This is a genomic window from Sanguibacteroides sp. AM78-02pH3A (assembly GCF_027666085.1).
GTDB classification, from domain to species: Bacteria; Bacteroidota; Bacteroidia; order Bacteroidales; family Marinifilaceae; genus Gabonibacter; species Gabonibacter massiliensis.
The window spans coordinates 1-26,388 of the sequence record NZ_JAQEHX010000003.1; the positions used below are offsets into that span (position 1 = coordinate 1).

The 26,388-nt window shown below is 41.1% G+C and carries 25 protein-coding genes, 1 tRNA gene and 1 other RNA gene; 15 read left to right on the top strand and 12 right to left on the bottom strand.

Features of this window, described 5'->3' with window-relative positions:
* Positions 1–325 (top strand): response regulator (locus tag PGR74_RS04995; protein ID WP_270516806.1); only part of this gene is annotated, 325 nt, incomplete at its 5' end.
* 92 nt (positions 326–417) lie between these two features.
* On the opposite strand, the gene PGR74_RS05000 is transcribed toward PGR74_RS04995, so the two are convergent.
* Positions 418–494 (bottom strand) — tRNA-Asn (locus PGR74_RS05000).
* Positions 495–672: 178 nt separating this feature from the next.
* Here PGR74_RS05000 and PGR74_RS05005 point away from each other — a divergent pair.
* Complete coding sequence (locus tag PGR74_RS05005) at positions 673–1,005, top strand: diguanylate cyclase (protein ID WP_041502675.1); 333 nt, start codon at positions 673–675, stop codon at positions 1,003–1,005.
* 49 nt (positions 1,006–1,054) lie between these two features.
* On the opposite strand, the gene PGR74_RS05010 is transcribed toward PGR74_RS05005, so the two are convergent.
* Positions 1,055–1,438 (bottom strand): MmcQ/YjbR family DNA-binding protein, encoded by a 384-nt coding sequence (locus tag PGR74_RS05010; RefSeq protein WP_041502676.1) that lies wholly within the window; start codon positions 1,436–1,438, stop codon positions 1,055–1,057.
* Between the two features lie 313 nt (positions 1,439–1,751).
* On the opposite strand from PGR74_RS05010, the gene PGR74_RS05015 reads away from it, so the two are divergent.
* The 6 genes from PGR74_RS05015 to PGR74_RS05040 are packed head-to-tail and all read left to right on the top strand — an operon-like array spanning position 1,752 to position 9,564.
* Positions 1,752–2,807, top strand: a complete 1,056-nt coding sequence (locus tag PGR74_RS05015) for an efflux RND transporter periplasmic adaptor subunit (protein ID WP_041502717.1) — start codon at positions 1,752–1,754, stop codon at positions 2,805–2,807.
* On the top strand, positions 2,807–3,412 hold the full coding sequence (locus PGR74_RS05020; RefSeq protein ID WP_041505037.1) for a TetR/AcrR family transcriptional regulator: 606 nt from the start codon (positions 2,807–2,809) through the stop codon (positions 3,410–3,412). Before PGR74_RS05015 ends, PGR74_RS05020 begins: the two co-directional genes overlap by 1 nt.
* The gene (locus PGR74_RS05025) at positions 3,399–6,437 is read left to right on the top strand and encodes an efflux RND transporter permease subunit (protein WP_270516808.1); all 3,039 of its coding nucleotides are present in this window, start codon (positions 3,399–3,401) and stop codon (positions 6,435–6,437) included. Before PGR74_RS05020 ends, PGR74_RS05025 begins: the two co-directional genes overlap by 14 nt.
* Entirely contained in the window at positions 6,434–7,729 is a 1,296-nt protein-coding gene (locus tag PGR74_RS05030) for a TolC family protein (RefSeq protein ID WP_041505039.1), read from the top strand. The genes PGR74_RS05025 and PGR74_RS05030 overlap by 4 nt, the downstream gene beginning before the upstream one ends.
* A 37-nt stretch (positions 7,730–7,766) precedes the next feature.
* Positions 7,767–8,798, top strand: a complete 1,032-nt coding sequence (locus tag PGR74_RS05035; protein ID WP_041502679.1) for a sensor histidine kinase — start codon at positions 7,767–7,769, stop codon at positions 8,796–8,798.
* Complete coding sequence (locus tag PGR74_RS05040) at positions 8,791–9,564, top strand: LytR/AlgR family response regulator transcription factor (protein ID WP_041505040.1); 774 nt, start codon at positions 8,791–8,793, stop codon at positions 9,562–9,564. Before PGR74_RS05035 ends, PGR74_RS05040 begins: the two co-directional genes overlap by 8 nt.
* A gap of 737 nt (positions 9,565–10,301) precedes the next feature.
* Here the strand turns inward: PGR74_RS05040 and PGR74_RS05045 are convergent.
* From PGR74_RS05045 to PGR74_RS05070, 7 genes are all read right to left on the bottom strand, one after another.
* Positions 10,302–10,538 (bottom strand): hypothetical protein, encoded by a 237-nt coding sequence (locus PGR74_RS05045; protein ID WP_041502681.1) that lies wholly within the window; start codon positions 10,536–10,538, stop codon positions 10,302–10,304.
* Between the two features lie 5 nt (positions 10,539–10,543).
* Positions 10,544–11,422 carry a hypothetical protein gene (locus PGR74_RS05050; RefSeq protein WP_041505041.1) on the bottom strand — a complete coding sequence of 293 codons (879 nt, stop codon included), beginning with the start codon at positions 11,420–11,422 and terminating at the stop codon, positions 10,544–10,546.
* A gap of 236 nt (positions 11,423–11,658) precedes the next feature.
* Positions 11,659–12,024, bottom strand: a complete 366-nt coding sequence (locus PGR74_RS14125) for a tyrosine-type recombinase/integrase (protein ID WP_041505043.1) — start codon at positions 12,022–12,024, stop codon at positions 11,659–11,661.
* Positions 11,969–12,547 (bottom strand): tyrosine-type recombinase/integrase, encoded by a 579-nt coding sequence (locus PGR74_RS05055; RefSeq protein ID WP_160289619.1) that lies wholly within the window; start codon positions 12,545–12,547, stop codon positions 11,969–11,971. The genes PGR74_RS14125 and PGR74_RS05055 overlap by 56 nt, the downstream gene beginning before the upstream one ends.
* 13 nt (positions 12,548–12,560) lie before the next feature.
* The gene (locus PGR74_RS05060) at positions 12,561–12,860 is read right to left on the bottom strand and encodes a hypothetical protein (RefSeq protein ID WP_041505045.1); all 300 of its coding nucleotides are present in this window, start codon (positions 12,858–12,860) and stop codon (positions 12,561–12,563) included.
* Between the two features lie 195 nt (positions 12,861–13,055).
* Positions 13,056–13,457, bottom strand: a transfer-messenger RNA (tmRNA) gene (gene ssrA / locus PGR74_RS05065).
* Between the two features lie 61 nt (positions 13,458–13,518).
* Entirely contained in the window at positions 13,519–14,073 is a 555-nt protein-coding gene (locus tag PGR74_RS05070) for a manganese efflux pump MntP (protein WP_041502686.1), read from the bottom strand.
* A gap of 115 nt (positions 14,074–14,188) precedes the next feature.
* Between PGR74_RS05070 and PGR74_RS05075 the strand changes: the two genes are divergently transcribed.
* Complete coding sequence (locus PGR74_RS05075) at positions 14,189–15,175, top strand: GSCFA domain-containing protein (RefSeq protein ID WP_041502687.1); 987 nt, start codon at positions 14,189–14,191, stop codon at positions 15,173–15,175.
* On the opposite strand, the gene PGR74_RS05080 is transcribed toward PGR74_RS05075, so the two are convergent.
* Positions 15,165–15,695, bottom strand: a complete 531-nt coding sequence (locus tag PGR74_RS05080) for an SPOR domain-containing protein (protein ID WP_052634434.1) — start codon at positions 15,693–15,695, stop codon at positions 15,165–15,167. The two genes, PGR74_RS05075 and PGR74_RS05080, sit on opposite strands and share 11 nt — an antisense overlap.
* 172 nt (positions 15,696–15,867) lie before the next feature.
* Between PGR74_RS05080 and PGR74_RS05085 the strand changes: the two genes are divergently transcribed.
* The 3 genes from PGR74_RS05085 to PGR74_RS05095 are packed head-to-tail and all read left to right on the top strand — an operon-like array spanning position 15,868 to position 18,609.
* Positions 15,868–17,157 carry an L-cysteine desulfidase family protein gene (locus PGR74_RS05085; RefSeq protein WP_041502688.1) on the top strand — a complete coding sequence of 430 codons (1,290 nt, stop codon included), beginning with the start codon at positions 15,868–15,870 and terminating at the stop codon, positions 17,155–17,157.
* A gap of 53 nt (positions 17,158–17,210) precedes the next feature.
* Positions 17,211–17,912 (top strand): TatD family hydrolase, encoded by a 702-nt coding sequence (locus tag PGR74_RS05090; protein ID WP_052634436.1) that lies wholly within the window; start codon positions 17,211–17,213, stop codon positions 17,910–17,912.
* Positions 17,893–18,609, top strand: coding sequence for a tRNA threonylcarbamoyladenosine dehydratase (locus tag PGR74_RS05095; RefSeq protein ID WP_181416516.1), 717 nt, complete (start codon positions 17,893–17,895; stop codon positions 18,607–18,609). The genes PGR74_RS05090 and PGR74_RS05095 overlap by 20 nt, the downstream gene beginning before the upstream one ends.
* Positions 18,610–18,641: 32 nt before the next feature.
* On the opposite strand, the gene clpX is transcribed toward PGR74_RS05095, so the two are convergent.
* Positions 18,642–19,859: an ATP-dependent Clp protease ATP-binding subunit ClpX gene (gene clpX / locus PGR74_RS05100; protein WP_041502720.1), complete on the bottom strand. Its 1,218-nt coding sequence runs from the start codon at positions 19,857–19,859 to the stop codon at positions 18,642–18,644.
* Positions 19,860–19,862: 3 nt separating this feature from the next.
* Complete coding sequence (clpP, locus tag PGR74_RS05105; protein ID WP_041502690.1) at positions 19,863–20,537, bottom strand: ATP-dependent Clp endopeptidase proteolytic subunit ClpP; 675 nt, start codon at positions 20,535–20,537, stop codon at positions 19,863–19,865.
* 366 nt (positions 20,538–20,903) lie between these two features.
* Here clpP and PGR74_RS05110 point away from each other — a divergent pair, with 366 nt between their 5' ends.
* From PGR74_RS05110 to PGR74_RS05120, 3 genes are all read left to right on the top strand, one after another.
* Positions 20,904–21,443, top strand: a complete 540-nt coding sequence (locus tag PGR74_RS05110) for an RNA polymerase sigma-70 factor (RefSeq protein WP_041502691.1) — start codon at positions 20,904–20,906, stop codon at positions 21,441–21,443.
* Positions 21,444–21,522: 79 nt separating this feature from the next.
* A complete protein-coding gene (locus PGR74_RS05115) occupies positions 21,523–22,671 on the top strand; it encodes a FecR family protein (RefSeq protein ID WP_052634438.1) in 1,149 nt (382 codons plus the stop codon).
* 118 nt (positions 22,672–22,789) lie between these two features.
* On the top strand, positions 22,790–26,386 hold the full coding sequence (locus PGR74_RS05120; RefSeq protein ID WP_041502722.1) for a SusC/RagA family TonB-linked outer membrane protein: 3,597 nt from the start codon (positions 22,790–22,792) through the stop codon (positions 26,384–26,386).
* The last annotated feature ends 2 nt before the right edge of the window (positions 26,387–26,388 follow it).

Consider the following 26,388-nt stretch of genomic DNA (forward strand, 5'->3'; position numbering starts at 1 on the left):
TAATATACTAAAAATATTAGGTGTGTTTGCGGAGAATCAGAAAGATTATATGTTGGATCGGGCTCGAGATGGAATAGAGGCCGTGGAAATGTTTAAGAAAAATAAGTACGATGCCATCCTGATGGATTTGAAAATGCCTCGTATGGATGGTTTGGAAGCAATGATAGAGATCCGTAAATTTTCGGATATCCCTATAATCATTCAAACGGCTTATGCATTCGAAGTGGATCGGGAGAAATGCTGGGAGGCAGGATGTACGGATTTTATAAGTAAACCTATAAAATCCGTGACGATACATTCTATTTTGAAAAAACACCTCTCTTGACGGGGATATTGGAATTATGGTCTGAAAGGGAATTGATTCTTCAGAAAAGAAAGGAATAAAAAAAAGCCTTACAGAATTTGTAAGGCTTTTTGTGGCTCCTCAGGTAGGACTTGAACCTACGACCTACGGATTAACAGTCCGCCGCTCTAACCAACTGAGCTACTAAGGAATTTTCTCAAAAGCGATGCAAATATATGGATTTGTTTGGTTCCTGCAAAATATTTTAGAAGAAATAATTTGAAAAAATCAACGGGAACGGGAGTTGCGAAAGGACTATTTTCATAATCAGGTGGATGAAATCGTATTGAAATGTTGTAGATTTGCAGCATCAATAAAAAAGAATAGCTATGGATTATATGAAAGAGTTAAACGTGGCAATCACGGTATGTGATAACGACGGAAATATCTTGATGATGAATGATAAATCTCAAAAAACGAATCACGGTGATCTGGTGGGACAAAACGTGTTGGATTGTCATCCGGAGCCGGCCCGAACGAAATTGCTCGGCTTGATGGAAACTCATTCGACAAATGCTTACACGATTGAAAAGAACGGCGTTAAAAAACTGATTTATCAGACACCCTGGTATGAAAACGGAGAGTACCGGGGACTGGTAGAATTTTCCTTGGAGATACCTTTTGAAATGCCGCATTATATTCGAAAACCCAACAAGGTTTGACGGGATGGAAAATTTATAATGGAAAATGGGTAGCTGTTGAAAAGTTACCCTATTTCTTTCGGTTGGATTCCGTCAATGAAAACTCTTTGAAATTCTCTTTTATAAAACTCTTGGGTAGTTTTAGAATGACTTCCCGGTAAGAGTGTTCGATTAACTCCTCGATCAGTTTATCCGATAACGATCCGTGAATGTATACGGTGTTCCAGTGTTTCTTATTGAAATGATACCCCGGGACGATTTCGCTATACTCTTCCCTTAACATAATCGCTTTTTCCGGCTGACACTTTAAAGCGATCCATTCAAAAGGTAGGATATCGGTACAGGCGAACATTTTGTTGAAGACCTTAAACACCAGCGTGGTTTCATCGAATGGAAACTCTTCTGTCGTGTGCGGAAAGGAGAGGCAAATTTCCCGAAATTCTTCGATATTCATAAATTCTTGTTTTAAGAGTTCTGACAAAAGTATAATTATTTCATTCGGAATAATGTAATGCGTGGGATAAATTCATAAATTTCTTGTACGAGTTTTATTAAATGTGGCTTTTGGTATTTTAAATGGTTGAAAAAGGGATAGAATATCTTGAATGAATTTTCGATAGCCTTTCTATATGAATGAATATAATAGATGGTTCATGCAACTTCGTTTATCCGAATGCCGATTTCAGAATCTTATTTTCCGGTTTCGGAAAAATTTATCTGGTAGACTTGAAAGTAAGCTGCTATTTTCGTCTAAAAATAAAAAGAAGATGAAAGTAGCAATGAATTTAATAACAGTGTTGATTTTGATAACGGCACTAGTTTCGTGTGGGGATTCCATGCGGAGCAATCGAGAGCGGAAAATGGTTGTACGAACGGCCTCGGCCGTGAAGGAGCCCTTGCAGAATCGGTGGGAGTTTTCGTTTATATCTGCTCCTTTTCGGGTATCGGAACTCTCTTTTCGGGTAGGAGGACCTATCGATCGTTTTGAAGTCTTTGCCGGAAATTATTACAAAAGCGGTGACGTTATTGCTGAAATTGATGCCCGTGATTTTCGTATCCGTAAAGAACGGGCTGAAGCCGTGTATCGACAAATGCATGCCGAGTTCGAGCGGATTCGGATTCTTCATGATAAAAAAAATGTATCTGCAAGCACCTTTGAAAAGGCTAAAGCCGATTATATATCGGCAAAAACGGCTTATGAAACGGCAGTTAACGAATTGAATGATACCCGGTTGATTGCACCTTTTGATGGATATGTCGGGGAGGTGTATATTGAGAAATATCAAGAGGTGAAAGCTTCGCAACCGGTTATATCGTTTGTTGATATTAATAATCTGAAGATAGAAACATATGTTAATCAGCAGGTCCTTTTGAGCAAGTCTTTGAATCAGGAGGTAGAATTGCGTTTTGATGCGATACCAGATAGGGTATACAAGTTAAAGATCGAGAAGATATCCAAAAGTACGACACCAAATAATCTTTCTTACCTGTTAACTGCCTTATTGCCGAATCAACGTGAACAGTTACCGGCAGGTATGTCCGGAAAGCTTTCTTTCCGGCCCTCAGAGACGATTGCAGATTCAAACGTTATCATTCCGTTGAAAGCTGTTTGGCATAGTCCTGCAAAAGAAGATTTTGTGTGGATTGTTAATAAAGAAAAGGGACGTGTTAGCCGGCGGAAAATAACATTGGGAAAATTAATGCCTGAAGGAAAGGTATGTATTGAGACCGGTTTGATTGAGGGAGAAGTCGTGGCGGTTAGCGGACTTCGCTTTTTATCGGAAGAAATGGAAGTACATATCGGGGATGAAGAATATATCTGATGGAACGTGAAATTCTAATTATTCAACAGGTGGTGGGCGTATTTCGATTATACGGCATTCGATCACTCTCCTTGGAAGAGATAGCCAAACTTATAAATCTGACATCCCATACCCTGAGAAAGTATTTTCGAACAAAGGAACTATTATTGTTGAAGTGTGTTACATACAGGATAAGTCAGGAAGAAATCTTTAACAATGCGGATGAATGTTTACCGGATATGATGGTCGATTTTGTCGAGGTTTATCCCGAATTGTGCGGAAAGTTAAGCCGTCGTTGTTGTCTGGAGATAAAAAAATATTATCATGATGTTTTTCATTTTCTGGATAATTTTTTAGATAGCTATGCTGTTGCTTGTCGGGATAAGGTGGAAGACGCGATTGTAAACGGGTATGTCCGACCCACCGTATCGCCACATCTTGTTTACACTTTTTTTAGCAAACATTGGTCAAATCTTTTTATGCCGGATGCCTGTTCATTCTCGTTATCGGAATCACTTGAAATAACCAAACGTATTCAAGCCTTCACGAGGGAAATTGTGACAATAAAGGGACAGATTTATATAAATGAAAAATTGAAAAACAGAAGTTATAATGAAGCTGATTAAATATTTTTTGCAAAAGAAGTCCGTGAGTGTCTTGCTGCTTGTTTTGGTCTTGTTTGGGGGGGTGTTCTCTTACTTGAAAATGGGGAAATTGGAAGATGCTCCTTTCACAATTAAGCAGGCCTTGGTAATTACGCCTTATTCGGGGGCTTCGCCTTCGGAGGTTCAGACACAAGTAACGGATGTATTGGAAGAGGCAATCCAATCTATGGGAGAACTCTATTATTTAAAAACGGAAAACCGGGCGGGGCTTTCTAAAATTACGGTGTATGTAAAAAAAGAAATTCGTGCCTCCGAAATGCAGCAATTATGGGATAAGCTTCGCCGAAAAGTAAGCGATGTACAAGGAAAATTACCGGTTGGGGCGGGTCCGTCCGTTGTCAATGACGATTTTGGAGATGTCCTGGGCGTTTTTTATGGTTTGACAGGGTCCGGGCATAGTTACCGGGAACTGGAAGATCAGGCTAAATGGATTAAAAATGAATTGCTAAAAGTCAAAGATGTAGCCAAAGTGGAAATTTATGGCGTACAAATGCCTACGATCGAAGTACGAATAAGCCCCTCCGTCATGTCGCAAAGTGGTATTACGACAACGGATATTATACATGCTTTCGAAGGACAAAATAGAGTGGTGGATGCCGGGGGAATAGAATCGGGAATGAATCGTATTCGTGTTGAATCCACAGGGAATTTTTATTCGCTTGATGATATTCGGAATTTGACGATCGTTTCCAGAAGTAGTGAACATTTTCGGCTGGGAGATATTGCTGAAATCAGTGAGGCTTATCAGATGCCAGCGTCGAACATTATGCGGATCAATGGAGAACCGGCTATCGGTATCGCCGTTTCGACAGTCCCTACCGGGAATGTGGTGGATATGGCAGAACTCGTGAAAGAGCGAATCGATCAATTTTCGGGGAAACTTCCGGCGGGATATCATCTTTCCTGTATTTATGATCAGGGATATGAATCGGATGTCGCCAATCGCGGGTTTATTGTCAATCTGATCGTTTCCGTACTCACGGTTGTGGCTATTTTACTTTTCTTTATCGGGTTTAAAAATGGAATTTTGATAGGTAGTGGACTGGTATTTTCTATATTTGCTACGCTTATCGTGATGTATTCCAATGGGATCGCGCTACAACGCATGTCGCTGGCTGCGATTATTATTGCCATGGGCATGCTGGTGGATAATGCCATCGTTGTGTCCGACTCCTGTTTGGTCAATATGCAACGGGGCATGCGTAAAAGAGTAGCCTTGATGCGGGCCTGTTCTTCGACGGCCTTACCCTTGCTGGCGGCTACGGTTATTGCTATTCTGACCTTTATGCCTATTTATTATTCTCCGCATATTACAGGAGAGTTGTTGTCCTCGTTGGTAATTGTTATTGGCGTGTCACTCATGTTCAGTTGGGTGTTTGCTCTTACGCAAACTCCGTTTTTTATTCAGGAATTTGTTCGCCGTCCACGTCCTGCCGAGTTGAAAGAGAATTTGTTTTCAGGGAAATGGTACGACATTTTCCGTTCCTCTTTGCATTGGGTGATCCGGCGTAAATACCTGGTTCTGTCCTGCCTGGTTGTGATGCTTTATCTTTCTGCCTGGAGCTTTCGATTTATTCCGAAGGTTTTTGTTCCGTCACTTGATAAGCAATATTTTACCATTGATATGTGGTTGCCGGAAGGTTGCCGGATAGAGGAGACTGACCGTATCGCCGAAGATATGACCGATTATATTCGTACTTACGGGGAAACCGAGAGCGTGTCTGCATTTGTGGGCCGAACGCCTCCGCGTTATTATTTAGCGAACGTCTCTTTCGGACCGCAATCAAATTATGCACAGTTGCTGGTGAAATGTAGGACTTCGTCGATGTCCCGTCAATTGCATGCTATATTGCAGGATTCTATTCCCGTAAAGTATCCGGAGGCCTTTGTCAAAGTCAATAAATTTGAACTTAGCCCGCTTACAGAAGCTTTGATTGAAGCCCGTTTCTTGGGACTTGATATGGCTGTTTTGGATTCGCTGACTGGAGTGGCTATTGAAATTATGCGGCGGAATCCAAAAGTTGCGGATGCTCGTAACGAATGGGGTAATATGACGATGGTGATCCGTCCTGTATATGATCCGGTGAAAGCTGGAATGCTGGGGATTACAAAAGCAGATATGATTCAGTCCGTGAAGTCTATTAGTGACGGATTTACGGTAGGTGTTTATCGGGATAAGGAGAAAAAAGTTCCCGTGCAACTTAAATCGGAAGTACCCAATGTCACGGATGCTGAGTCTTTGGGAAATTTTTCTATCTGGAATGGAAGTAAATCAGCTCCTCTGTCGCAAGTGACCGAACGTATTGAAACTACCTGGGAGTTTCCACAGGTCAGAACGTATAACCGACAATTATCGATGGCTGCCATGTGTGGTGTAAAGCCCGGACACACGATGGCCGAGGTACACGGAGAGATAAGGGGAGAGATTGAAAAGATCCGTTTACCTGAAGGATACTCTTTCTTTTGGGATTCGCAATATAAGGATCAGGGAGAAGGATTACAGGCACTTGCCAAGTTTTTTCCTTTGGCTTTTCTCTTGTTGGTGGTAATTCTTGTAGCTCTTTTTGGTAATTTTCGAGAACCTGTCATTATTCTTTGTGTACTCCCCTTGTCGATCATTGGTGTTGCTGTCGGCATGTTGCTTACCGGGTTCGAATTTGGCTTTTTCCCGATTGCCGGTTGGTTGGGGCTTTTAGGGATGATTATTAAAAATGTTATCGTGCTGCTTGATGAAATCAATATACAACACCGGAGCGGCATTAGCCTCTATACTTCTATTGTCGAAGCTACGGTTATTCGTACTCGTCCGGTATTAATGGCTGTAACGACGACCATTTTTGGTATGGTGCCTCTCCTGTTTGATGTCGCTTTCGGGGGAATGGCCGCTACTATTATTTTTGGACTGGCATTCGCAACCTTGTTGACACTGTTTGTTACTCCGGCTCTTTATACTGTATTTTATAACGTAAAAGAATATCAACGATGAAAAAGATTGGTTTAATGTTTGTGGCTTTAGGCTGTTTGTCGACGGTATCCGCACAACAAAGCTCATTACTCGATACTTATCGTTCTATGGCTTTGCAGTACAATCACGATCTTAAAGCTGCAGAGAAAAATATTTCAGTCAGTTTGGAACTTGAAAAATCGGTCCGTGCCGATAGAAAGCCGAAGTTGGCTGCGGATGCGAGTTTCCGGTATACGGGTAATCCGATGGAATTGTCCATCGATTTGCCGGTCGCGGGAGTATCCAAAAGTTTTGAAGGACAACATATGCAATACGGCGTATCGGTTGCTTTGTTGCAACCAGTTTACACGGGAGGCCGGATTCTCGAGGCCATTCGGTTAGTCCGGCATCAACAGGCAATGGCGGTCAACCAAGCCGAAATGGTGCGGGTTATGGTTTGTTACCAAACAGATATTCAGTATTGGAACACGGTAGCTCGTCGGGAGATCATTGATGTAGTCCAAGATTTTTATGATTCGATGGCTTCATTGGTAAAAACAATCGGGGAAAGAGTGGATGCAGGGTTGGCCGATCCTCAAGATTTATTGATGGCTGAGGTGAAGCTCAATGAAGCTGAATATCGCCTGTTGCAAGCAAAAAATGATTTCCAAACGGGATGTATGGCTCTTAATTCCATTATCGGTGTGGAATTGCAAAGTTCTACAGAAATAGAAACAGTTGTCCCAATGCTTGCCATTGGAGACTCCTTATCGTTATCGACTGGAATGAATCGTCCTGAAATTAAGATTGCTGAAGAACAGGTAAAGATAATCGAGAGTAGTTCGCGGCGAAATGATTCTCAATATAAGCCTCAGTTTTATGTGGGTATGGAAGGAAATTATACCTCTCCAGGATATAATTTTCGTTCGGATATGGATCCTAATTATGCTGCTTATGCCAAATTATCAGTACCTTTATTTGAATGGGGAAAACGTCGTAGTGAAAAAAGAGCTTCTACGGAGCAGATCGGTATGGCAATCGATCGGGTGAATCGGGTGAAAGATGAAGTGGCATTGGACATACAGACGGCTAATCTGAATTTATTGCAGGCGCAGGAACGAGCGGTTTTGAGTGAAAATTCATTGGAAAAGGCTCGTGAAAACGAAATAAAAGCGTTGGAACGTTACGGGGAAGGGAAAATTTCTATTTTGGAAGTAATCGACGCCCAGACCTATCGGCAGACTTCACAACTCAATTATGTACATGCTAAAGTGGCTGCTCAAAGTTACTATTCGGGTTTAATAAAAGCTTTGAATGCGTACGGATCTTTCTAAATATAACTAACTTTGCAAAAACGGTATTGAAGATAGGATGAATACAAGACTAAACTCTTTTTTATATGTCGGATTGTTTTCCGGTCTTGGGGTATTTTCTTTTCTTTTGTTGATCAATTATTCCGGTTTCCCGTTACTATTAACCGAAGCGTCATCCTTAATCGGGGTATGCCTGTTTTTTATTTTGACTTTCAATATATTGGGTTATTTTACAATTCGGATCAGTTCCTGGCTAAACGATAGTTATGCTTTAAACACTCGTAGCCGATTGAGAATTGTATTCGTGTACGTGGTGGTCATGCTGATGTTTTTACTGTTAAATTACGGGTTGTTGGTTACAGCTAAACTTTTGGTAGGTTTGGCGCATCCGTTTACTTTTCCGAATGGGGGAGTGCGTCTCTTGATCCTTGTCTGGTTGGTGGAATTGGTCATTCTTGGATTACTGCTTGCTTATCGGGCCATGCAGAATATGCTTTATTTGCAGCAACGTACGTCGGCATTGCAAAAAGAGAACGATACGGCTCGTTACATGGCTTTGCAAAATCAATTGAATCCGCATTTTTTGTTTAATAGTCTCAATACCTTAATCGCCGAAATCGAATATAATCCTCAAAATGCGGTGAGTTTTACTAAAAACCTTTCGGATGTTTATCGTTATGTATTGCAATGTCAGGATAGACTTCTGGTTACCATGGGAGAAGAATTGGAATTTTTGAACTCGTATCTTTTTCTGCATGAGGTCCGGTTGGGAAATTGTATCACTTGTAACCTGATAGTTGCTGACGATTGTAAAGAGCGACTTTTACCTCCTCTGACATTGCAATTACTGGTCGAAAACGTGATAAAACACAATTCGATATCTGCAAGTCGCCCCATGGAAATCAATATAGAGGTAGAAAGGGACACGTTGGTGGTTCGTAATCTGATTAAACCCAAGATAGGCGATTCCTCGCCTGGCGTGGGACTTCAGAATCTGTCTAATCGATGCGAGTTGATTACGGGCAAGAGTATTGAGGTTTGTGATAAATTTGGAGTATTTACCGTGAAAATTCCTTTTGCAAATGAGTAGTTTGAAGGTCGGCATTATTGAAGACGAGGTTCCTGCAGCCCGTTTGTTATATATGATGATTCATCGATTACGCCCGGACTGGGAAATCATCGTGTTGTCCGGAAACGTGGAAGAGAATATACAATGGTTTACCGAAAATTCTCATCCTGATCTTTTATTTCTCGATATTCATTTGTCCGACGGTAATTCGTTCGATTTTTTAAACGCTGCTCGTCCCTCTTCCGTTATTGTTTTTACTACGGCTTACGATCAGTATGCCGTGCGGGCATTTGCGGTAAACAGTATAGATTATATTTTGAAACCTGTTGATGAAAAAAGATTATTGGAGGCCATCGTGAAATACGAATCGTTTACTGCAGGTGGTAAATTGCGGGCAGAGGATTATCTGGATACGATTCTTAATAGTTTGCAACAGAGAGAAAAGCCTTATCGAACCCGTTTTTTGATTTCCGGGGGAGATCGATTCCGCCCGCTGGAGGTAATCGATATCGCTTATTTTTATTCTGAAAATAAGATTACATTCGCTGTAACCTATTCAGGGCAGGAGCATATTGTCGATCTTTCGCTCAATAAACTGGTTGAACAACTTGATCCCGATCAGTTTTTCCGCGCTAATCGTCAGGTGCTTCTTTGTGTGAAAGCCATCATGCGTATAGAACCTTATTTCAACGGTAAAGTCGTTGTTTTTGTAAAACCGCCCTTTAAATCCCAGATTACGGTTAGCGAAGAAAAGATAACCGCCTTTAAACTATGGTTGAATTTTTAGAAATGCTATGGTTTATTTGTAATTGCCTTCGATCTATCGAGATCAGGTAGACTATTTTCTAATCGAAAATTCATGATTGATGACGATTTAAAGTCTATTTATTATTAACGTTCTTCGTTGATTATATATCTTTTGCTGATGGCTGTAAATTCAGTTTTTTTATAAATTATGTAATCGATGGCAAAGAGGGAAATATTCAATGAGGTATCAGACCAAATAGTTGTAGATCATACTGGTCAGTATCTTTACAAAATATCGCTTTGTTAGTAATTTAAGTTTAGGGGAATAATGAATGACAAAAAAACTGGATATTAATTGCTTATAATTAAACACCTTTATTTTATTATTTGAATAGATATTATTAATAAGCAAAAGTAGTAAGGTAAAAATGAAGTTTAATATAACAGGATTTCGGTCTTTATATGACTTGTTAGATGCTTTTCCAACTGAGGAATCATGCATCATAAACCTTGAATGTGTTATATGGCTTTTTAAAGTAATATCTCCATACGATAAAAGGTCTCAAGTCTATCATTTGGGAAATCACAAGTACATGTGTAAAAACACCAAAAGAGTATTCCATGTTAAAATGGGGGCAATATTCCAAGGAACAAGAGTTCCATTAAGAAGGAGATAAAGCCATGTTAGTTTTACCTCTCCATACTCGTTTATAACAAGCAGAATAAGCATAAAAAGTAATACTCACTCATAAAAGCAGGAAATATTTCCCGCTTTTATTAATCCCGAAAAATATGTTTATCTTTATCTTTAATTTTCAAACGAGCCAAATAACAAGCGGTCGCATAGGTGATTCCAATACCTACAATTAATTCAATACTGAACATGGCTGCATATGACCAAGAAAATTCCATATTTCCAAACTCTCGCCACAAAAGGAGAATGCACATAAAAGGTAATATTTGCCAAAATGTTCTTTGAATAATTTTTTTCTGAATATTATTATTTTCCTTCATGATATTTATTCAAATACAATATTCCATAAAATCTTTATCCCTTGCCAAGCAGAGGCTCCAATTGCAAAACTAACGACATATCCCATTGCGGCTTGAATTGTTGCAAGACCCATACCCGGAATTAGAAGACCTTTGTAATCTATGAATATGAATGATGTTGCGAATCCTCCTATACCACCTTCAACATCTGCCCAGAAAATTTCTTCTGCCTTGCTTAAAAATGATTCAAACCAGCGATTCCAATCTCCGTCATACATCTCTTCTTCCGGAATGGCATTTGTTGTTTTTGCCTGAGATTCCATATTCTTTATTTGCTCCATCCAAAAAACAGAGCTGTATTTTGCCACGGACATACCTATTAATAATTGAGCCTGTTCTGACTCGGGAAGATCAGATTCTGCTACCTGTTTTTCTAATTTATTAATAGAAGATATAAGATCTTGTGGAGACGAATGTTTATCTTTACGTACTTTATCCTTAAGATTCTTATAATACTTTCGCTGTTTATCACTATTGAATAATTGATTGTTAGAAGATTTTGCCTGTACTCGTGATTCCATTTTCTGAATGTCTTTTTCAGTTATCTTTACTCCTTCCGCAAAAGGCTTTTTATTCATAAAATCAACTATAAGTTTGCTTAATTTCTCTTTTTCATTTTGAGAAGACTTGGCCGCCGGAGATTTAAAATACTCCTTAAAAACATACGCTAATGCTTCGTTATGATATTTCCCTATCGTGTCATAAGGATTTGTAAAATGAGTCTGATAATTTATTTTTCTTAAATCAAACTCGTTTTTTCTTGATGGTAAGTTGTCGTCATCATTACAACCCGCCATAACTAAAAGTAGGCATACGATGAAATTGAAGAATTTTACTTTTTTCATAATGTAATTTTGTAATTAGTAAGTTTTAGATTAATTAAAATGCAATTTTGCGAATTTAACTTATATTTTTTAAATAAATGTGCCGTAATTGCAGTTTTTTTGTGCCGTAATTGTATCTTTTAGTTAATTTATTGATGGCGAAATTCTCTTTCCCGTACTTTTCATGCCAAAACTTAATTATGTTTTTTGGTATATTAAAATCCGGAAAGAAAAAACGCAATAGAATTGTTATTCCTTCATTTTGCAAAATTTTGAAAAGGATCCGGAAAATTATTCCGGACTTTTTCGTTAGTAGTTCCCTTATATTTTCTGATGTAATGGTATGTGCTTTCGATATCATGGTGTCGAAGGTGATCCATTAAATCTTTGAAGGTTACTCCCGAGTCAAGCAGAAGCCCTGCTCCCGTGTGTTTAAAGCTGTAAAATTTATATTCTTTGCTTAGTTTTAGTTTATCACGAAATTTATTGAACCGATTGCGCAATGTGTTTTTCCCGAGTTCTTCATATCCCGGTATGCCTTTACGTCCAAAAATGAAGAATTCTTTATTAAAATTTTGTAGTTGGTATACCGTTGTTATTAGTTCGTGTAATTTGGATAACATCTTGTCGTGGAGCTTTACTATCGATTATGTTTATGGTTATTTTGCCGGAATAAAAATCGATGTGTTTGATTTTTAGTAATCTTAACTCTGTGCCGGGGCGAATCGCACAGTAGTACTGCATCATGCAAGCTAAGTATAGCTGTGGATCGTCTTTTTGTATACAAACGAGTAGTTTTTTTAAATCATCTGGAGTGATGGGTTTTGGAGCTGCGTCTACTTTTTTCTTTACGTCGGGAATATCGTAAACGGGATTTAATTTAATGTATTTCTTTTTGATTAAGAAGTCGAAGAAAGCTTTTATTTTTATTTTGTAGGTTGTTACTGTTACTTTATCGAGATTTCGGATTTTGATAATGTAATCGAAAAAGTTCAATATAATTTCGTTATCAATCTCCGTTATATCGTATCCACCGAAACCGTTTTTTTCTAACCATAAAGTGAAAATTCGCATTTTGCTTTGATACGAAGAATATGTTTTTTCTTTTAATGCACTTTGTTTATATAGGAGAAATTCAGAGGACAATTTTCGAGCACAATTATTGCTCTTTTTTTAGATAACCAAAGCTCTCGGCTTCATTTTTGTATTGGATCTGATCCTCGTAAAGCACATCAGGATCATTCCATGGCGTCCAGCCATTTGACAACAATTTAGTGTATTTCGCAATTAATTTTTGCGCATGCTCACGCTTTTTAGCGTGGCTTTTTAATTGCTTAAATCCTTCATAAATTTTTTGCCGAACCATACGGCCGGTTTTGGGGTTGCGTACTGAGAAATACACGTACCACACCCGGCCTTCACTTAATTTCGGTATTGTTGCAACAATTTCTCGTTTCATTTTTTTCTGTTTTAAATTCCCCAATCCAAAATCAGAAAGAATGAAAAGTGTCTATATTGTCTGCAACCTGTCTATTGCATGTGTTGGCAATATACTATATATCAATAATTTATCGCCAAACTTGTAATCATTAAGCTCCAATGTCTATTTTGTGGCTATTGTAACCTGTTGATTAAGTGCAACATAAAAAGAACTTTGTGGAGCAGCAGGGAATCGAACCCTGGTCCAAACACGGAATCAATATGTTTTCTACATGCTTAGCTTTTTATTGGTTTTCGAATACAGCCCGGAAAAGAGCACCCAAACTGTACCTTAGCTTCTGAATTTCACCTGCGCCTCGAAGCATGACGCCGGCTAACCCTGTATTGCCTGCACCCCGGATGCCGGTTGGAACAAGGTGGATCCTCCGGCGGGATGTCTTGTCTCCACTATCCTTGAGCGGAGATTAAGCCTGAATCTACTGTGATTCGATTAGGCAGCAAGAGCGTAATTATTTTCGCCAATTAAAATTTTGCGTCCGGGATTAACGGGCCGGCTTCACTACGCCCGACATGCTTACATACCTATTCATCATGCTGTCAAATCCAGGTCTGCCCCATAGTTATGCGACAGCAAAGATAATGAAATATGCGGTATATTGAAGGGATCGGAAAAAAAATTATTCGGAACAATGTTCGATAAGGATCTTTGTTCCTATGGCGATCAGGATGATTCCCCCGAGCAGTTCCACGTTGATTCCTTTTATTTTTCCGAAGCGGTAACCGAAGCAAACCCCGGCGAGGGATAGAATGAATGTTGTAAAGCCGATAATAAATGAGGGGAGATATATACTGACCTTAAGAAAAGCCATGCTTATTCCGACGGCAAGAGCGTCGATACTGGTTGCTACTCCTAAGGTTAATAAGGTTTTGTTCGACAACGAGGCGAAAGAACTCTTCTCTTTCTGAAAAGACTCGTAAATCATTTTGCCTCCCAAGAAAGATAATAGAATGAAAGCAATCCAATGATCGTATGCTGTGATGTATGAACTGAAACTGACTCCCAGAGCCCACCCCGCAAGGGTCATCCCTCCTTGAAAAATCCCCATGGTTAAAGCTAACTTCATGGCTTGTTTCAACCAAAACGGTTTCATAAAAATCCCCCCGCTGATACTTACGGCAAGGCTGTCCATCGCCAGACCAACGGCAATCATAAACATGGTGATGATTCCCATACACAGATATTTTGTACAAAAATATAAAATAGATGGAGATTGTCGGCACAAAAGAGGTAAATCTTCCGTATTTTTGTAGGAGAACTTAAAGAGTTTAAAATTAAAACAAAAGGAAATGAACTTGCAGACGAAGGTGAATATCACCCCTCCCGATTTTTTGATCGATTACCGTTCTAAACTGATGTTGCTGGGTTCTTGTTTTGCCGAAAACATGGGTAATAAGTTTACTTATTATAAATTCGATGTGGATGTGAATCCTTGCGGCATCGTGTATAATCCCCGTTCGGTAGCCAATGTGCTTCGCCTGATGTTAGACAACAAAAAGTTTCAGGAGTCGGATTTATTACGTGAGAATGGGAAATGGGTAAGCCTCTATCATCATGGTTGTTTTTCGGATAGAGAACTTATGACGGTTTTGAACCGGATAAACGGAAGATTGGAAGAGGCCCGGGAGAATTTGAAAAGGACGGATTTATTAGTCGTAACATGGGGTACGGCCTGGGTTTATAAATACATGAAGACGGGGATGGTGGTGGCGAATTGTCATAAGATTCCCGCTAAGGAGTTCGAGCGTTATCGGTTGAGTGTCGGGGAGATTGCAGACGAATATATTTCGTTGATCCGTCGCTTGCGGGAGGTGAATCCCGATTTGCGGGTTATGTTTACCGTTAGTCCGATCCGTCACTGGAAAGATGGAGCCGATGGCAATCAGTTGAGTAAATCGACATTGTTACTGGCTATTGAGCAAATACGGGAGGCCGTGGAGCTGGTTTATTATTTCCCCGCTTACGAGATTGTGTTGGATGAGTTGCGGGATTATCGTTTTTACGCCGAAGATATGCTTCATTTAACCTCGTTTACGGTCGATTATATTTGGGAGCGTTTGTTGTTCAGTTATATCAGTCCGGATGTGTTGGGCGTGATGAATACGATCGGACGAATAAACAAGGGAATAACTCATCGTCCGTTCGATGCGACTTCCGATGATTATCGAAATTTAGTACGAAAACTACTGGCTGCCATTCGAGAGGTTACCCGGATTCATCCAACCGTAAATTTCGCGAAAGAGATAAAGCAGCTTGAAGCTTATCTTACCGTTTGAACGGCAACAAAGAGTCCGGACCGGAAGTCGTATCCTGTTCCTGTACCCGGTTTAATTCTTTTAAATAGATATCTGTTTTTACAGGATAACTGTTGGGATATTTCTTACGGATGCGTTTTAAAGCGGGGATTGCTTCGAGGCGGGAATGAAAATTTCCGACCCTGATTTTGAAATCGGGATCAAAGTATTGTAAATAAGCCGGAATATCGGGAAAAAGCTTTTCAAAATCTTCCGTGTATTTTTTTAAACTATCGACGTTTGAATTAAAAGAACTTGCGGATAGTATCTGGATTCGATAGCCTTTGAACGAGTATCCTTTTTTATTATTGGCTATATTTAATCTGACCAATTTTTCGATTCTGTGATCTCCGGAGATGTGAATATTTACTCCACCCAATCGATTGGGTTCCAGTAATTCGCGTATGAAATCAAATTCTTTCTCAACGGGAGGAATCGAGTCGTTTTGCCCCCGACCGTAACTCGCTATCAATAATAATACCGTGACTAAAAGTGTTCTCATATTTTATAAGATGTATTTGATCGTTCGCGTTATAACAATAGGCTACCATGGTCTTTCATGGAATGAACAAAGATAGCATAAATTGTATTGAAATGATAGAAAAATAGATAAATAACATTATTTTTGTCGGATGGGGATATAATTAAAAGTTCACGTGTAAAAATCATATAGAATGACTCAAGTATCGAATAGCCAAATTGTTGACATATTAAGAAAAGAAGCTAAAGCAGCCTTGGGATGTACGGAACCCGTGGCTTGTGCTCTTGCCTGTGCTAAATGCAAAGAGGTTTTAGGGAGTACTCCGGAATATTTGGAGGTGCGGGTGAGCGGGAATATATACAAAAACGGAATGGGCGTGGGGATTCCGGGAACGGGGATGGTAGGCCTTCCTATTGCTGCTGCTTTAGGTGCCGTTTGCGGCAAGAGCGAGTATGGTTTGGAAGTACTGAAAGAGGTGAACGAAGGGGATAATTTATTATTTGCAAAGGAGCTGGTATCGAAAGTCGTCGTTTCCATGAAAGAGGATGCACCCGATAAGTTATACGCGGAAGTGGATGCCCGGAGAGGAGATGATACGGCAAAAGTGATAATCATGAATGACCACACGAATATCGTGTATGTGGAGAAAAACGGGGAGGTTATTTTTAAAAAAGAGTATCGGGTGGATGTCTCTAAATTATCGGAAGATAATTGTCCCGTGTTGAGTGTCAGAAGAATATGGGATTTTATTCATGAGGTGGAGTTGAAAGATATCGAATTCGTATTGGAGGGAGCCGAGATGAATAAGGAGATTGCTTCGGAAGGATTGAGAAAGGAGTATGGGTTGCAAATCGGTAAAACTTTGCAGGAAAATATCGATAAAGGAGTATTGGAAAATGATTTGTTGAACAATGCTTTGATTCAGGCTACGGCTGCTTCTGATGCTCGTATGGACGGGTGCCCGAAGCCTGTAATGACCAATTCCGGTAGCGGTAACCAAGGCATTACGGTGTATATGCCTGTTATTGTTGCGGCAGAAAAATTCGGTTCTTCGAGAGAGCAGTTGGTGCGGGCTTTGGCGATGAGTAATTTGATTGCGGCTCATATTCACTCCTATATGGGGCACCTTTCGGCTCTTTGCGGTATTCTGATTGCCGGGACCGGGGCTGCATCTGCCATAACTTACCTGATGGGCGGGAGTTACGAGCAAGTCGTAAATGCTATAAAAACGATGTGTTCCAATTTGACGGGAATGATGTGCGACGGAGCAAAACAGGGATGTGCTTTAAAGGTATACTCCGGGGTCTCCGCTGCCGTGCAGGCGGCTTTATTAGCCATGCGGGGAATTCAAACCCATGATGACGGGATCATAGAGGACGATATTGAAAAGACGATCCGAAATGTCGGTTTGATCGGAACGGCCGGAATGGAAGAGACGGATAAGACAATATTGAATATTATGTGTCGTAAGGGAAGTAAATAGTCTCCCTTTTTCCTATCTTCGTGTAGAAGAATTTGTCTTGCAAGCAAAGAGAAATGGTTTCCTATGTAAATATACATACGCATTGCGGAGGGTGCGGGGTCAATATATTGGACGTCGGGGAACTTTATGCCGGTTTGAAGATCGAATTGAAGAAGAGGCGTTCGGGAGGGGAGCGGTTTTTCTATTCCGTAGGCTGGCATCCGATGAAAAAACTCACGAGAAAGAGGGAAGAAATTTTGAAGGAGTTGGGGCAAATGATCGCCTTAAAAGAGGTTGTCGCCGTGGGAGAATGTGGTTTGGACCGGAGATCCGCCGTGTTATTTTCAGAACAGATCCCCTTGTTGATAGGACAGGTCGAGTTAGCGGAACGGGCACGAAAACCTTTGATCATTCATTGCGTTAAGGCCTATCCCGATTTGATCAGGGTTCGTAAAGGCATGAAAACGACGGTTCCTTGGATTATTCATGGTTTTAATAATAATGAACAGATTCTTAATCAGTTATTAGAACACGGTTTTTATATTTCGGTAGGGCCTCAGTTGTTGAATCCTCGTTCGAACGCGTTTCGTTTGTTAAGAAAGATTCCGTTGTACGCTCTTTTTTTGGAGAGTGATGACCGGGACGTCCGGATCGAGGCGATATACGAATCTGCGGCTTCTGAATTGGGAATTGGAGAAGAGGAGTTGAAGCGGGTTATTTGGGATAATTATCAAAAAGTGATAGAGATAAGGTATGATGACGGAATGGTTAAGTAGGACGGAATTGTTAATCGGGAAAGAAGCATTGAAGAAATTGCAGGAAGCTCACGTGTTGGTCGCGGGGTTAGGGGGGGTAGGCGCTTATGCCGCGGAACAGTTGTGTCGTGCGGGAATAGGAGAGATGACGATTATTGACGGGGATTGCGTGGAGGAGACCAATAAAAATCGTCAACTGCCTGCTTTAGATAGTAACATGGGCAAGCCTAAGGCCGAAGTTATGGCCGCTCGCTTTCGGGATATAAATCCGGAAATACGATTGCATGTTATCAATGATTATATCCGGGACGACCGGATGATTGAAGTGTTGAAGCTGGCTTCTTATGATTATATTGTGGATGCGATCGACACGTTGGCCCCTAAAATTTTTTTGATATACCACAGTTTGCAGAACGGTTACTCTATCGTGAGCTCGATGGGGTCCGGGGGAAAGTTCGACCCTACGCAAATACGGATTGCGGATATTTCTAAATCCTATAATTGTAATCTGGCAAGAATGCTTAGGAAGAGATTACATAAATTAGGTGTGTATAAAGGGGTAAAAGTCGTTTTCTCTCCGGAAGAGGTCGATCCTGAAGCGGTGGTTCTAAGTGAGGGTGAAAATAAGAAATCCAATGTGGGAACGATCTCTTATATGCCGCCTGCATTCGGTTGTTTTTGTGCCTCTGTCGTGATTCGTGATTTGATAGGGAAATAAAAGAAAAGCGGCCAATGACCGCTTTTCTACGATTAGGCCCGAAGTTTCTGGGCACTTAATTTTTGTAATTTGCTTTCGGCATACTCTTTGGTGATGGTGACGGTCTCGCATTTTTGCGAGGGAATCTCGAACATCAGGTCTGTCATTATCGCTTCGCAAATGGAACGAAGTCCGCGTGCACCCAATTTGAATTCGATCGCTTTATCGACAATGTATTCGAATACCTCTTCATCGAAATTCAATTGTATATGATCCAAATCGAACAATTTCACGTATTGCCGGATAATGGCATTTTTCGGTTCCGTGAGAATATTCCTTAGGGCTTGTCTGTCTAATGGTTCTAAATAAGTCAATACCGGCAGGCGTCCGATGATTTCTGGAATGAGCCCGAAGGATTTTAAATCTTGGGGGGCAATGTATTGAAGCATGTTGTCCCGGTCGATGGTTTCGGTTTCTTTACTGGCGGTAAAGCCTACTACCTGGGTGTTCATTCTTTGGGCTATCTTCTTCTCGATGCCATCGAAAGCTCCCCCGCAGATAAACAGAATATTTTTCGTATTTACGGGTATCAGTTTTTGTTCCGGGTGTTTTCGTCCACCCTGAGGCGGTACGTTTACGATCGAACCTTCCAATAGTTTCAATAGGCCTTGCTGCACTCCTTCTCCGCTGACATCCCGGGTAATGGAAGGGTTGTCTCCTTTACGGGCGATCTTGTCTATTTCATCGATAAACACGATCCCTTTTTCGGCGGCTTCCACGTCGTAATCGGCGGCTTGAAGCAATCGCGTCAAGATGGATTCGATATCTTCTCCCACGTAGCCGGCCTCCGTTAAAACCGTGGCGTCCACGATGGTAAAAGGAACATGCAACATTTTGGCAATGGTACGTGCTAACAGGGTTTTTCCCGTTCCTGTTCTGCCGACCATAATGATATTCGATTTCTCTATTTCGACGTCATCCTGAGTCTCTTTTTGGGCCAAACGCTTGTAATGGTTATACACGGCTACGGCTAAATGTTTTTTAGCCTCGTCTTGCCCGATCACGTATTGATCCATGAATTCCTTGATCTCGATCGGTTTTTTTACTTCGATCTGATCCAGATTTAACGAAGAGGTATGGTTTTTTTGTTCTTCCTGTACGATATCGTACGCTTGTGTTGCACACATATCACAGATGAAACCGTCCACACCCGATATAAGAAGATCCACTTCATCTCTGGATCTTCCGCAGAAAGAGCACTTGTCTTGCATCATTTATTTTTCTCTGGTTAATACCACATCGATCATGCCGTAGTTTTTAGCTTCCTCGGCAGTCATCCAGTAATCTCGATCGGAATCCTTTTCCACTTTTTTGAACGGGTTTCCGGAATGATCGGCAATAATCGTGTATAGTTCTTTTTTCAATTTGGCAATTTCACGTGCTGTGATCTCGATGTCGGATGCTTGTCCTGAGGCTCCACCCATAGGTTGGTGAATCATTACCCGGGAGTGTTGCAAGGCGGAACGTTTCCCTTTGGTTCCGGCTGTCAGGAGCACGGCTCCCATGGAAGCTGCCATTCCGGTACAGATAGTTGCCACGTCACATTTTATATATTGCATGGTGTCGTATATCCCCAAACCGGCATACACGGAACCTCCGGGCGTGTTGAAATAAATCTGGATGTCTTTTCCGGGGTCCGTGGATTCCAGAAAAAGAAGTTGAGCCATAATGATATTGGCCACATCATCGTCGATAGGTGTACCTAAAAAAATAATCCGGTCCATCATCAAACGGGAAAATACGTCCATCGTGGCGATGTTCAATTGACGCTCTTCGATGATGGTCGGAGATATATAGCTTGCCGTGGCAGATTCGAATCGGTGCAGGTTTAAGCTGCTAATGCCTTTATGTTTCGTGGCATATTTTTGAAATTCATTTTTTGGAAACATATTATTTTAATTTAATCCGCCGCTAAGTTACGAAAAAACGAAGCGAAAGACAAGTATGTAACAAAGATTAACCGGGTGGTGGCTATCCGGGGCTGATCGGGTAAAGGTGCGGGAATCCGTACGTGTAGAGGTCGTCTATAAAGAGCTTTCGATTGGAAATTAGGTAAAGGTTTTTATAGTGATAAAAAATTCTTATTTTTGAATACAATAAAATCATATTTGTTTTCTGTTCGGGAACGAAGGAAATCTAAATTAGATTGTAATAACGAGAAATAATATAAATAGTTGATTATTAGTGTGAATTATTGTTTGCACCAATAAAAACTTTGGGGGAATTTTAAGATAATAAGCAGCAAAATATAAAATATGGATTTGTTTGAAAGGATAAAAGCGGGCGATAGAGTGGCGTTTAAGACTCTTTTTGATCTATATTATAAGGATTTGTTGCGGGTAGCTGTTTATTACGTACGTGACTTCGAGGTGGCTAAGGACATCGTTCAGGAACTTTATACGAAATTGTGGGAAAACCGGGATGCTTTGCAGAGGGTGGAAAATGAACGGGGGTATTTAAGAAATAGTACGCGGAATCGTTGTCTGAATTACCGGGAACACAGTTTGGTCGTGGATAAATACCAACGATCGTACGTGGAGGAAGAGTGTGAAGAAGAGCCGGAGGAGTTGATTCAAAACGTAAAACGTTTACTGGAACGTTTGCCGGAAAAGAGACGTAAAATTTTGGAATTAAGTATTGTCGAGTCCAAATCTTACGCGGAGATCGCACAAGAACAGGGTGTTATGATAAATACGGTCAAAGATCATATTCGTAAAGCCTATGCTTTTATAAGGGAAAATACTTCAAAAGAAAAATTGAAATCCATATTGTTTTTTTTATTTCGAAAAAAATAAAAATTAACATTTCCGAGCCCCACCATTTGGAGAGATTCCTGTCATTTATATAAAATTGTTTTAAACAAATGTATAAAAAATGACGACCGAAAAGGGAGTAGAAGGGATCATTTATGATAAGTTGTGTGGCGAATCGCTTTCCGCTGAAGAGGAGGGTTTGTTTATGGAGTGGTATGCTTTGCCCGAACATCGGAAACAATATCACGAATTGGAGCGAATAAAATTCGCTGTATATATCGCGGGGTGTGAACGCAAAATCGTTTTGGCAAGAGAGTGGCAAAAAATTCATCAGAAAATAGATGAAAAGAGAATCGTCCCGGTATGGATACGCTATGCCGCCGTGTTTATTCTTCTTTTCGGGGTGGGGATTCTATGGTGGAATCCAATGGAGAAAAACGAGTTCGTTTCGGATAATCCGGTAGTCGTGCCCGGTAAAAAGCAAGCCGTTCTGACGTTATCCAACGGTAAAAAAATAGTGCTTGGCGATTCGTTGGTAAAACCTGTCACGGAAGAGAAAGGAGTGGTCATTCGAGGACTTTCCGGAAATATGTTGGCCTATGATATCGTGGGGGAGGAGGCAAAACGGACCTATAACCGGATTGCGGTACCCCGGGGAGGCGAATACGTTCTGACTCTATCCGACGGTTCCGTCGTGTGGTTGAATTCTGAGAGTTCGCTCTATTATCCGATTGTTTTTACCGGAGACACCCGTGAGGTTACCTTGACGGGAGAGGGTTTTTTTGATGTGAAAAAAGCGGATGGAAAGCCTTTTATCGTGAATTCGGAAAAAATGAATGTTCGCGTGTTGGGGACTCAATTCAATGTAAGAGTATATCCTGGCGAGAGCCAACATACCACTTTGGTAAAGGGGGCTGTTGAGGTAAAGGATGGAAAACGAGCGGTACAACTGATCCCCGGACAACAAGTCTCTTTGGAAAAAGATTCTATGGTCGTTCGGGAAGTAGATCCTATGGATTACATTGCCTGGCGGTACGGGGAATTTAACTTCAGGCAATGTCGGTTGGTGGAGTTGTTCGAAGAGTTGGCCAGATGGTACGATCTGAATCTGTTCTTTGTTAACCCGGAAGTGAAGGAGTATGTTTTCACGGCTTCTTTTAAACGAAGCACTCCGGTGGATGAAGTTATATCTATTTTAGAAAAAACGAAAAACATTAAAGTCGAATTAAAAGGGAAAACGTTAAAAGTCACAAAAAATTGTCGGAATTAAAAATTCGGGAGATGTTGGCGTATCTCCCGATCGGTAAAATTCCTTGTCAGAGGAATTTTAAAGTCTAATCATTAACAACAAAACTATGAAAAATCTAAGAGAAAAACTCATTTGGATTATGATTAAATTTAAATTGTTTTGCCTCGTCATGGCTTTGGGCATTTCGGGACTGAATGCGAAAGTCTGGTCACAGCAGGAAAAATTGAGTTTAACGATGAATGGGGATCTTGTTCAGTTATTTGAAAAGATTCAGAAACAGACCGGTTTCAGATTTGTTTTTAACCATGCTGATGTGAAAGGATACCAATTGAAGGGTGAGGTCAAGGAAAAAACTGTTTCTGAAATTCTGGATTGGGCATTAGCGAATAAGCCGTTGAAATACGAGATCGTTAATGAGCATGTAATTATTTATTATGAGTCGGCTAAACCGGCACAGGATTCAGTAAAGATGGTAAATATAAAAGGGACGGTGCGTGATGAAGGCGGTTTGCTTTTGCCTGGGGTTTCGGTTATGATAAAGGGTACGTTGGTCGGTGTCGCCACGGGTAATGACGGAAAGTTTACCTTGAATGTTCCGGTGAGAGATACGGTAATACTTGTTTTCTCGTTCGTGGGGATGAAGACTTTGGAAGTAAAATTCGATCCGAACAAAACGGAGTATAACGTGGTAATGAAGGACGAACAGGTGGCTTTGGATGATGTAGTGATCACCGGATTTCGACAAACAACGAGACAAAAAGCGACGGGCTCCGTGGCTGTCCTAACGAAAGAGAATTTTGCCAATAAAGCTCAACCGACAGTAGATAATTTGCTTCAGGGGCAGATTGCGGGCGTGAGCGTACAGGCCATATCCGGACGTCCGGGCGAGTCGGCTAAGATACGGATCAGAGGAACCAGTACATTTAGCGGGGATGCCGATCCGTTATGGGTTATAGACGGGGTTCCGTTGCAACAAACTTTTCCTAATATTTCGACAACTCAAATTAAATCCGGCGATTTCAGTACGCTTTTTTTGAACGGAATCGGGGGAGTAAACCCGAATGATATAGAGAATGTGACGGTATTGAAAGATGCCGCAGCTGCAGCTATTTACGGTTCCCGTGCGGCCGGGGGTGTTATCGTTGTGACGACCAAGAAGGGGAAAGCCGGAAAGATGCGGGTCAATTATGCGGGTAATGTTACCATTGTAGGAAAACCGCAACGGGATGGAAATCTGATGAATTCGTCCGAAAAATTGGCATGGGAACAGGAGTTGTGGGATGAATTCTCCGCGGAAAAGTACAATGAGGGCCTTCGTTATCCGGTTGTGGGTATTGTCGGTATGTTACGTTCCGGCCGGTTGGGAAAGGACGGTAAGTTCAAAGGTGATAATGGTTACGAACCGATGAGTGCGGAAGAGCAGGACGCTTACCTTCGGGAGTTGAGCGGGCACACGACGAACTGGTTTGACGAATTGTTCCGTACTACGGTTTCGACCAGCCACCATCTGTCTCTTTCGGGAGGTGCTGAGCGTTCTACTTATTATATTGCATTAGGGTATTCGAAAGATAATGGGGTGTTGAAAAAAACGGATTATGACCGATATAGTTTCAATGCCAAAATTAATTTAATGCCGATAGATCAATTGAAATTAGATTTTGGTTTTGATTTGGCCCAGCAGAAATCCGGAGGTTCTTCTTTGAACGTAGATCCTTTCAAATATGCTTATTTTGCCAATCCCTACGAACGTCCCTATAACGAAGACGGAAGTTACCGGGCGGACGTGACTTATTATTCGTTACCCAAGATGAATGATGCATCGAGTACGACGTTATTGCCGCCCAACGGATTTAATATAATGCGGGAGATCGATGAGACTTCCAGTAAGGTAAATAATTTCTCGACCACCTTGCGAATGGGAGTAGAGTATCGCTTTATCGAAAAATTGAAATTTGCAGGATTGGTTTCCTATACTTTTACCAATAATAAAACGGATAATATCAATGGAATCAATACCTATGCGGCTTACGCCGATCGGTTTAGTTTCGATCGTAAAAATCCAGACAGGGTATACGGTTCGATTACACAGACTTCCGGGAACAACAGCAGTTATTTCCTAAGGGGACATTTCATGTATGACGACCTGTACGGTGAGAATCATCGTTTGTCCGTATTGGCCGGAGCCGAGATACGGGGAACAAAGGCTAAAAGCATGTATGCCAAACGGTATGGTTACGATCCGGTAACGGGAAATTCCTCCATTCCCATCCCCTCTAAACCTGCGAGTGGAGATAATATCAGTTATTCCGATTTGGAATCTTTCGCGGCAATCGTGGACCAGCTTTCAGGAGAAAACGTGATCGAGAATCGTTTTGCTTCTTTCTATGCTTCATTGGATTACTATCTGATGGAACGTTATATCTTTAGTTTCTCGTTCAGAACGGACGGATCAAACCATTTCGGTAGCGACGAGCAATTTAATCCGACGTGGTCATTGGGAGCCGTATGGCATTTGGGAGACGAGAACTTCATGGCTCCTTTGAAGCCGGTATTGAACCGGGTGGCTTTACGAGCAGCTTTCGGTTACACGGGTAACGTGAATACCTCTTATAGTCCGGAATTAATCATGAACTACGATAAGGTAAATCGTAAATTCGGTAACGGTTTAAGGATGGCTACCGTGTATAATGCTCCTAATCCGAATTTAAGATGGGAGAAAACAAAGGATATGAAGTTAGCGTTGGATTTCGGTTTATGGAATGACCGGATTTCAGGTTTGGTGGAGTGGTATTATCGATTGAGTTCCGATGTGGCGACCGACGTGAAGGTATTGACGACAACCGGATTCAATCATCAGGGGTATAATACCTCCGAGATAGAGAATAAAGGGATCGAGGGAACGCTGAACGTGAAGGTATTGGATGGAAAAGATTTTAAATTGAAAGTTTCGGCAAATGTGGCCTGGAATCAGAATAAATTGAAAAAATATAATCCACCTGCCTCTACCTATTACTCCTACGAGGGATTCCCCCTGAGCGGTATATTCGGCGGAAGGGTAACGGGTATCGATCCTCAAAACGGGATGTATTTGTTCGAATTGCGTCCGGATGCAGAAATCAATCAGGCCACGGATTTGCATAAAGGCGATAACTACCGTTTTTATTTGGGAACGAATATCGCTCCCGTTACCGGAGGTTTCAATGTGAATTTTTCCTATAAAAATGTCAGTTTGAATGTAGGTGGCTCTTATTCGTCCGGGGCGAAAGTGATAAATAATCTTGCTTCTCCGGCCAGTTATAGCCGGGTGGGCTCTTCTTCCGGAGATTATGAACCCGTTCAGTCGGATTATAATGATCTGTATACCAATCATCTGAATGTTCAGAGAGACCGGACGAACCGGTGGACCCCGAATCGTACGACGGGAGTGAAATACGGACGCATTATCGATAGTTTCGGCGACCGTTTGTATTTGGATTACTATAATCCGACGGAGACGGTGATTACGCGGGGAATTATGCTGGAGAATATCTCTTATCTGCGTATCCAGAACATCTCGATCGCTTATAATTTGGGAACGGAGGTATTGAATAAATTGAAATTGTCTTCTATGGGCTTCATGTTGACGATGAATAATTTCTTTACCATTACGAATTATTCGGGACTTGATCCGGAAACACCGGGAGCTACCTATCCGAAGACCCGTTCCGTGACTTTAGGTATAACTGTTGGATTCTAAAA

Excerpts from the sequence above, each read along its gene's own strand:
- PGR74_RS05005 (WP_041502675.1), top strand. The coding sequence starts at position 673 with ATGGATTATATGAAAGAGTTAAACGTGGCAATCACGGTATGTGATAAC.
- PGR74_RS05010 (WP_041502676.1), bottom strand. The coding sequence starts at position 1,438 with ATGAATATCGAAGAATTTCGGGAAATTTGCCTCTCCTTTCCGCACACG.
- PGR74_RS05015 (WP_041502717.1), top strand. The coding sequence starts at position 1,752 with ATGAAAGTAGCAATGAATTTAATAACAGTGTTGATTTTGATAACGGCA.
- PGR74_RS05020 (WP_041505037.1), top strand. The coding sequence starts at position 2,807 with ATGGAACGTGAAATTCTAATTATTCAACAGGTGGTGGGCGTATTTCGA.
- PGR74_RS05025 (WP_270516808.1), top strand. The coding sequence starts at position 3,399 with ATGAAGCTGATTAAATATTTTTTGCAAAAGAAGTCCGTGAGTGTCTTG.
- PGR74_RS05030 (WP_041505039.1), top strand. The coding sequence starts at position 6,434 with ATGAAAAAGATTGGTTTAATGTTTGTGGCTTTAGGCTGTTTGTCGACG.
- PGR74_RS05035 (WP_041502679.1), top strand. The coding sequence starts at position 7,767 with ATGAATACAAGACTAAACTCTTTTTTATATGTCGGATTGTTTTCCGGT.
- PGR74_RS05040 (WP_041505040.1), top strand. The coding sequence starts at position 8,791 with ATGAGTAGTTTGAAGGTCGGCATTATTGAAGACGAGGTTCCTGCAGCC.
- PGR74_RS05045 (WP_041502681.1), bottom strand. The coding sequence starts at position 10,538 with ATGAAGGAAAATAATAATATTCAGAAAAAAATTATTCAAAGAACATTT.
- PGR74_RS05050 (WP_041505041.1), bottom strand. The coding sequence starts at position 11,422 with ATGAAAAAAGTAAAATTCTTCAATTTCATCGTATGCCTACTTTTAGTT.
- PGR74_RS14125 (WP_041505043.1), bottom strand. The coding sequence starts at position 12,024 with ATGTTATCCAAATTACACGAACTAATAACAACGGTATACCAACTACAA.
- PGR74_RS05060 (WP_041505045.1), bottom strand. The coding sequence starts at position 12,860 with ATGAAACGAGAAATTGTTGCAACAATACCGAAATTAAGTGAAGGCCGG.
- PGR74_RS05070 (WP_041502686.1), bottom strand. The coding sequence starts at position 14,073 with ATGGGAATCATCACCATGTTTATGATTGCCGTTGGTCTGGCGATGGAC.
- PGR74_RS05075 (WP_041502687.1), top strand. The coding sequence starts at position 14,189 with ATGAACTTGCAGACGAAGGTGAATATCACCCCTCCCGATTTTTTGATC.
- PGR74_RS05080 (WP_052634434.1), bottom strand. The coding sequence starts at position 15,695 with ATGAGAACACTTTTAGTCACGGTATTATTATTGATAGCGAGTTACGGT.
- PGR74_RS05085 (WP_041502688.1), top strand. The coding sequence starts at position 15,868 with ATGACTCAAGTATCGAATAGCCAAATTGTTGACATATTAAGAAAAGAA.
- PGR74_RS05090 (WP_052634436.1), top strand. The coding sequence starts at position 17,211 with ATGGTTTCCTATGTAAATATACATACGCATTGCGGAGGGTGCGGGGTC.
- PGR74_RS05095 (WP_181416516.1), top strand. The coding sequence starts at position 17,893 with ATGACGGAATGGTTAAGTAGGACGGAATTGTTAATCGGGAAAGAAGCA.
- clpX (WP_041502720.1), bottom strand. The coding sequence starts at position 19,859 with ATGCAAGACAAGTGCTCTTTCTGCGGAAGATCCAGAGATGAAGTGGAT.
- clpP (WP_041502690.1), bottom strand. The coding sequence starts at position 20,537 with ATGTTTCCAAAAAATGAATTTCAAAAATATGCCACGAAACATAAAGGC.
- PGR74_RS05110 (WP_041502691.1), top strand. The coding sequence starts at position 20,904 with ATGGATTTGTTTGAAAGGATAAAAGCGGGCGATAGAGTGGCGTTTAAG.
- PGR74_RS05115 (WP_052634438.1), top strand. The coding sequence starts at position 21,523 with ATGACGACCGAAAAGGGAGTAGAAGGGATCATTTATGATAAGTTGTGT.
- PGR74_RS05120 (WP_041502722.1), top strand. The coding sequence starts at position 22,790 with ATGATTAAATTTAAATTGTTTTGCCTCGTCATGGCTTTGGGCATTTCG.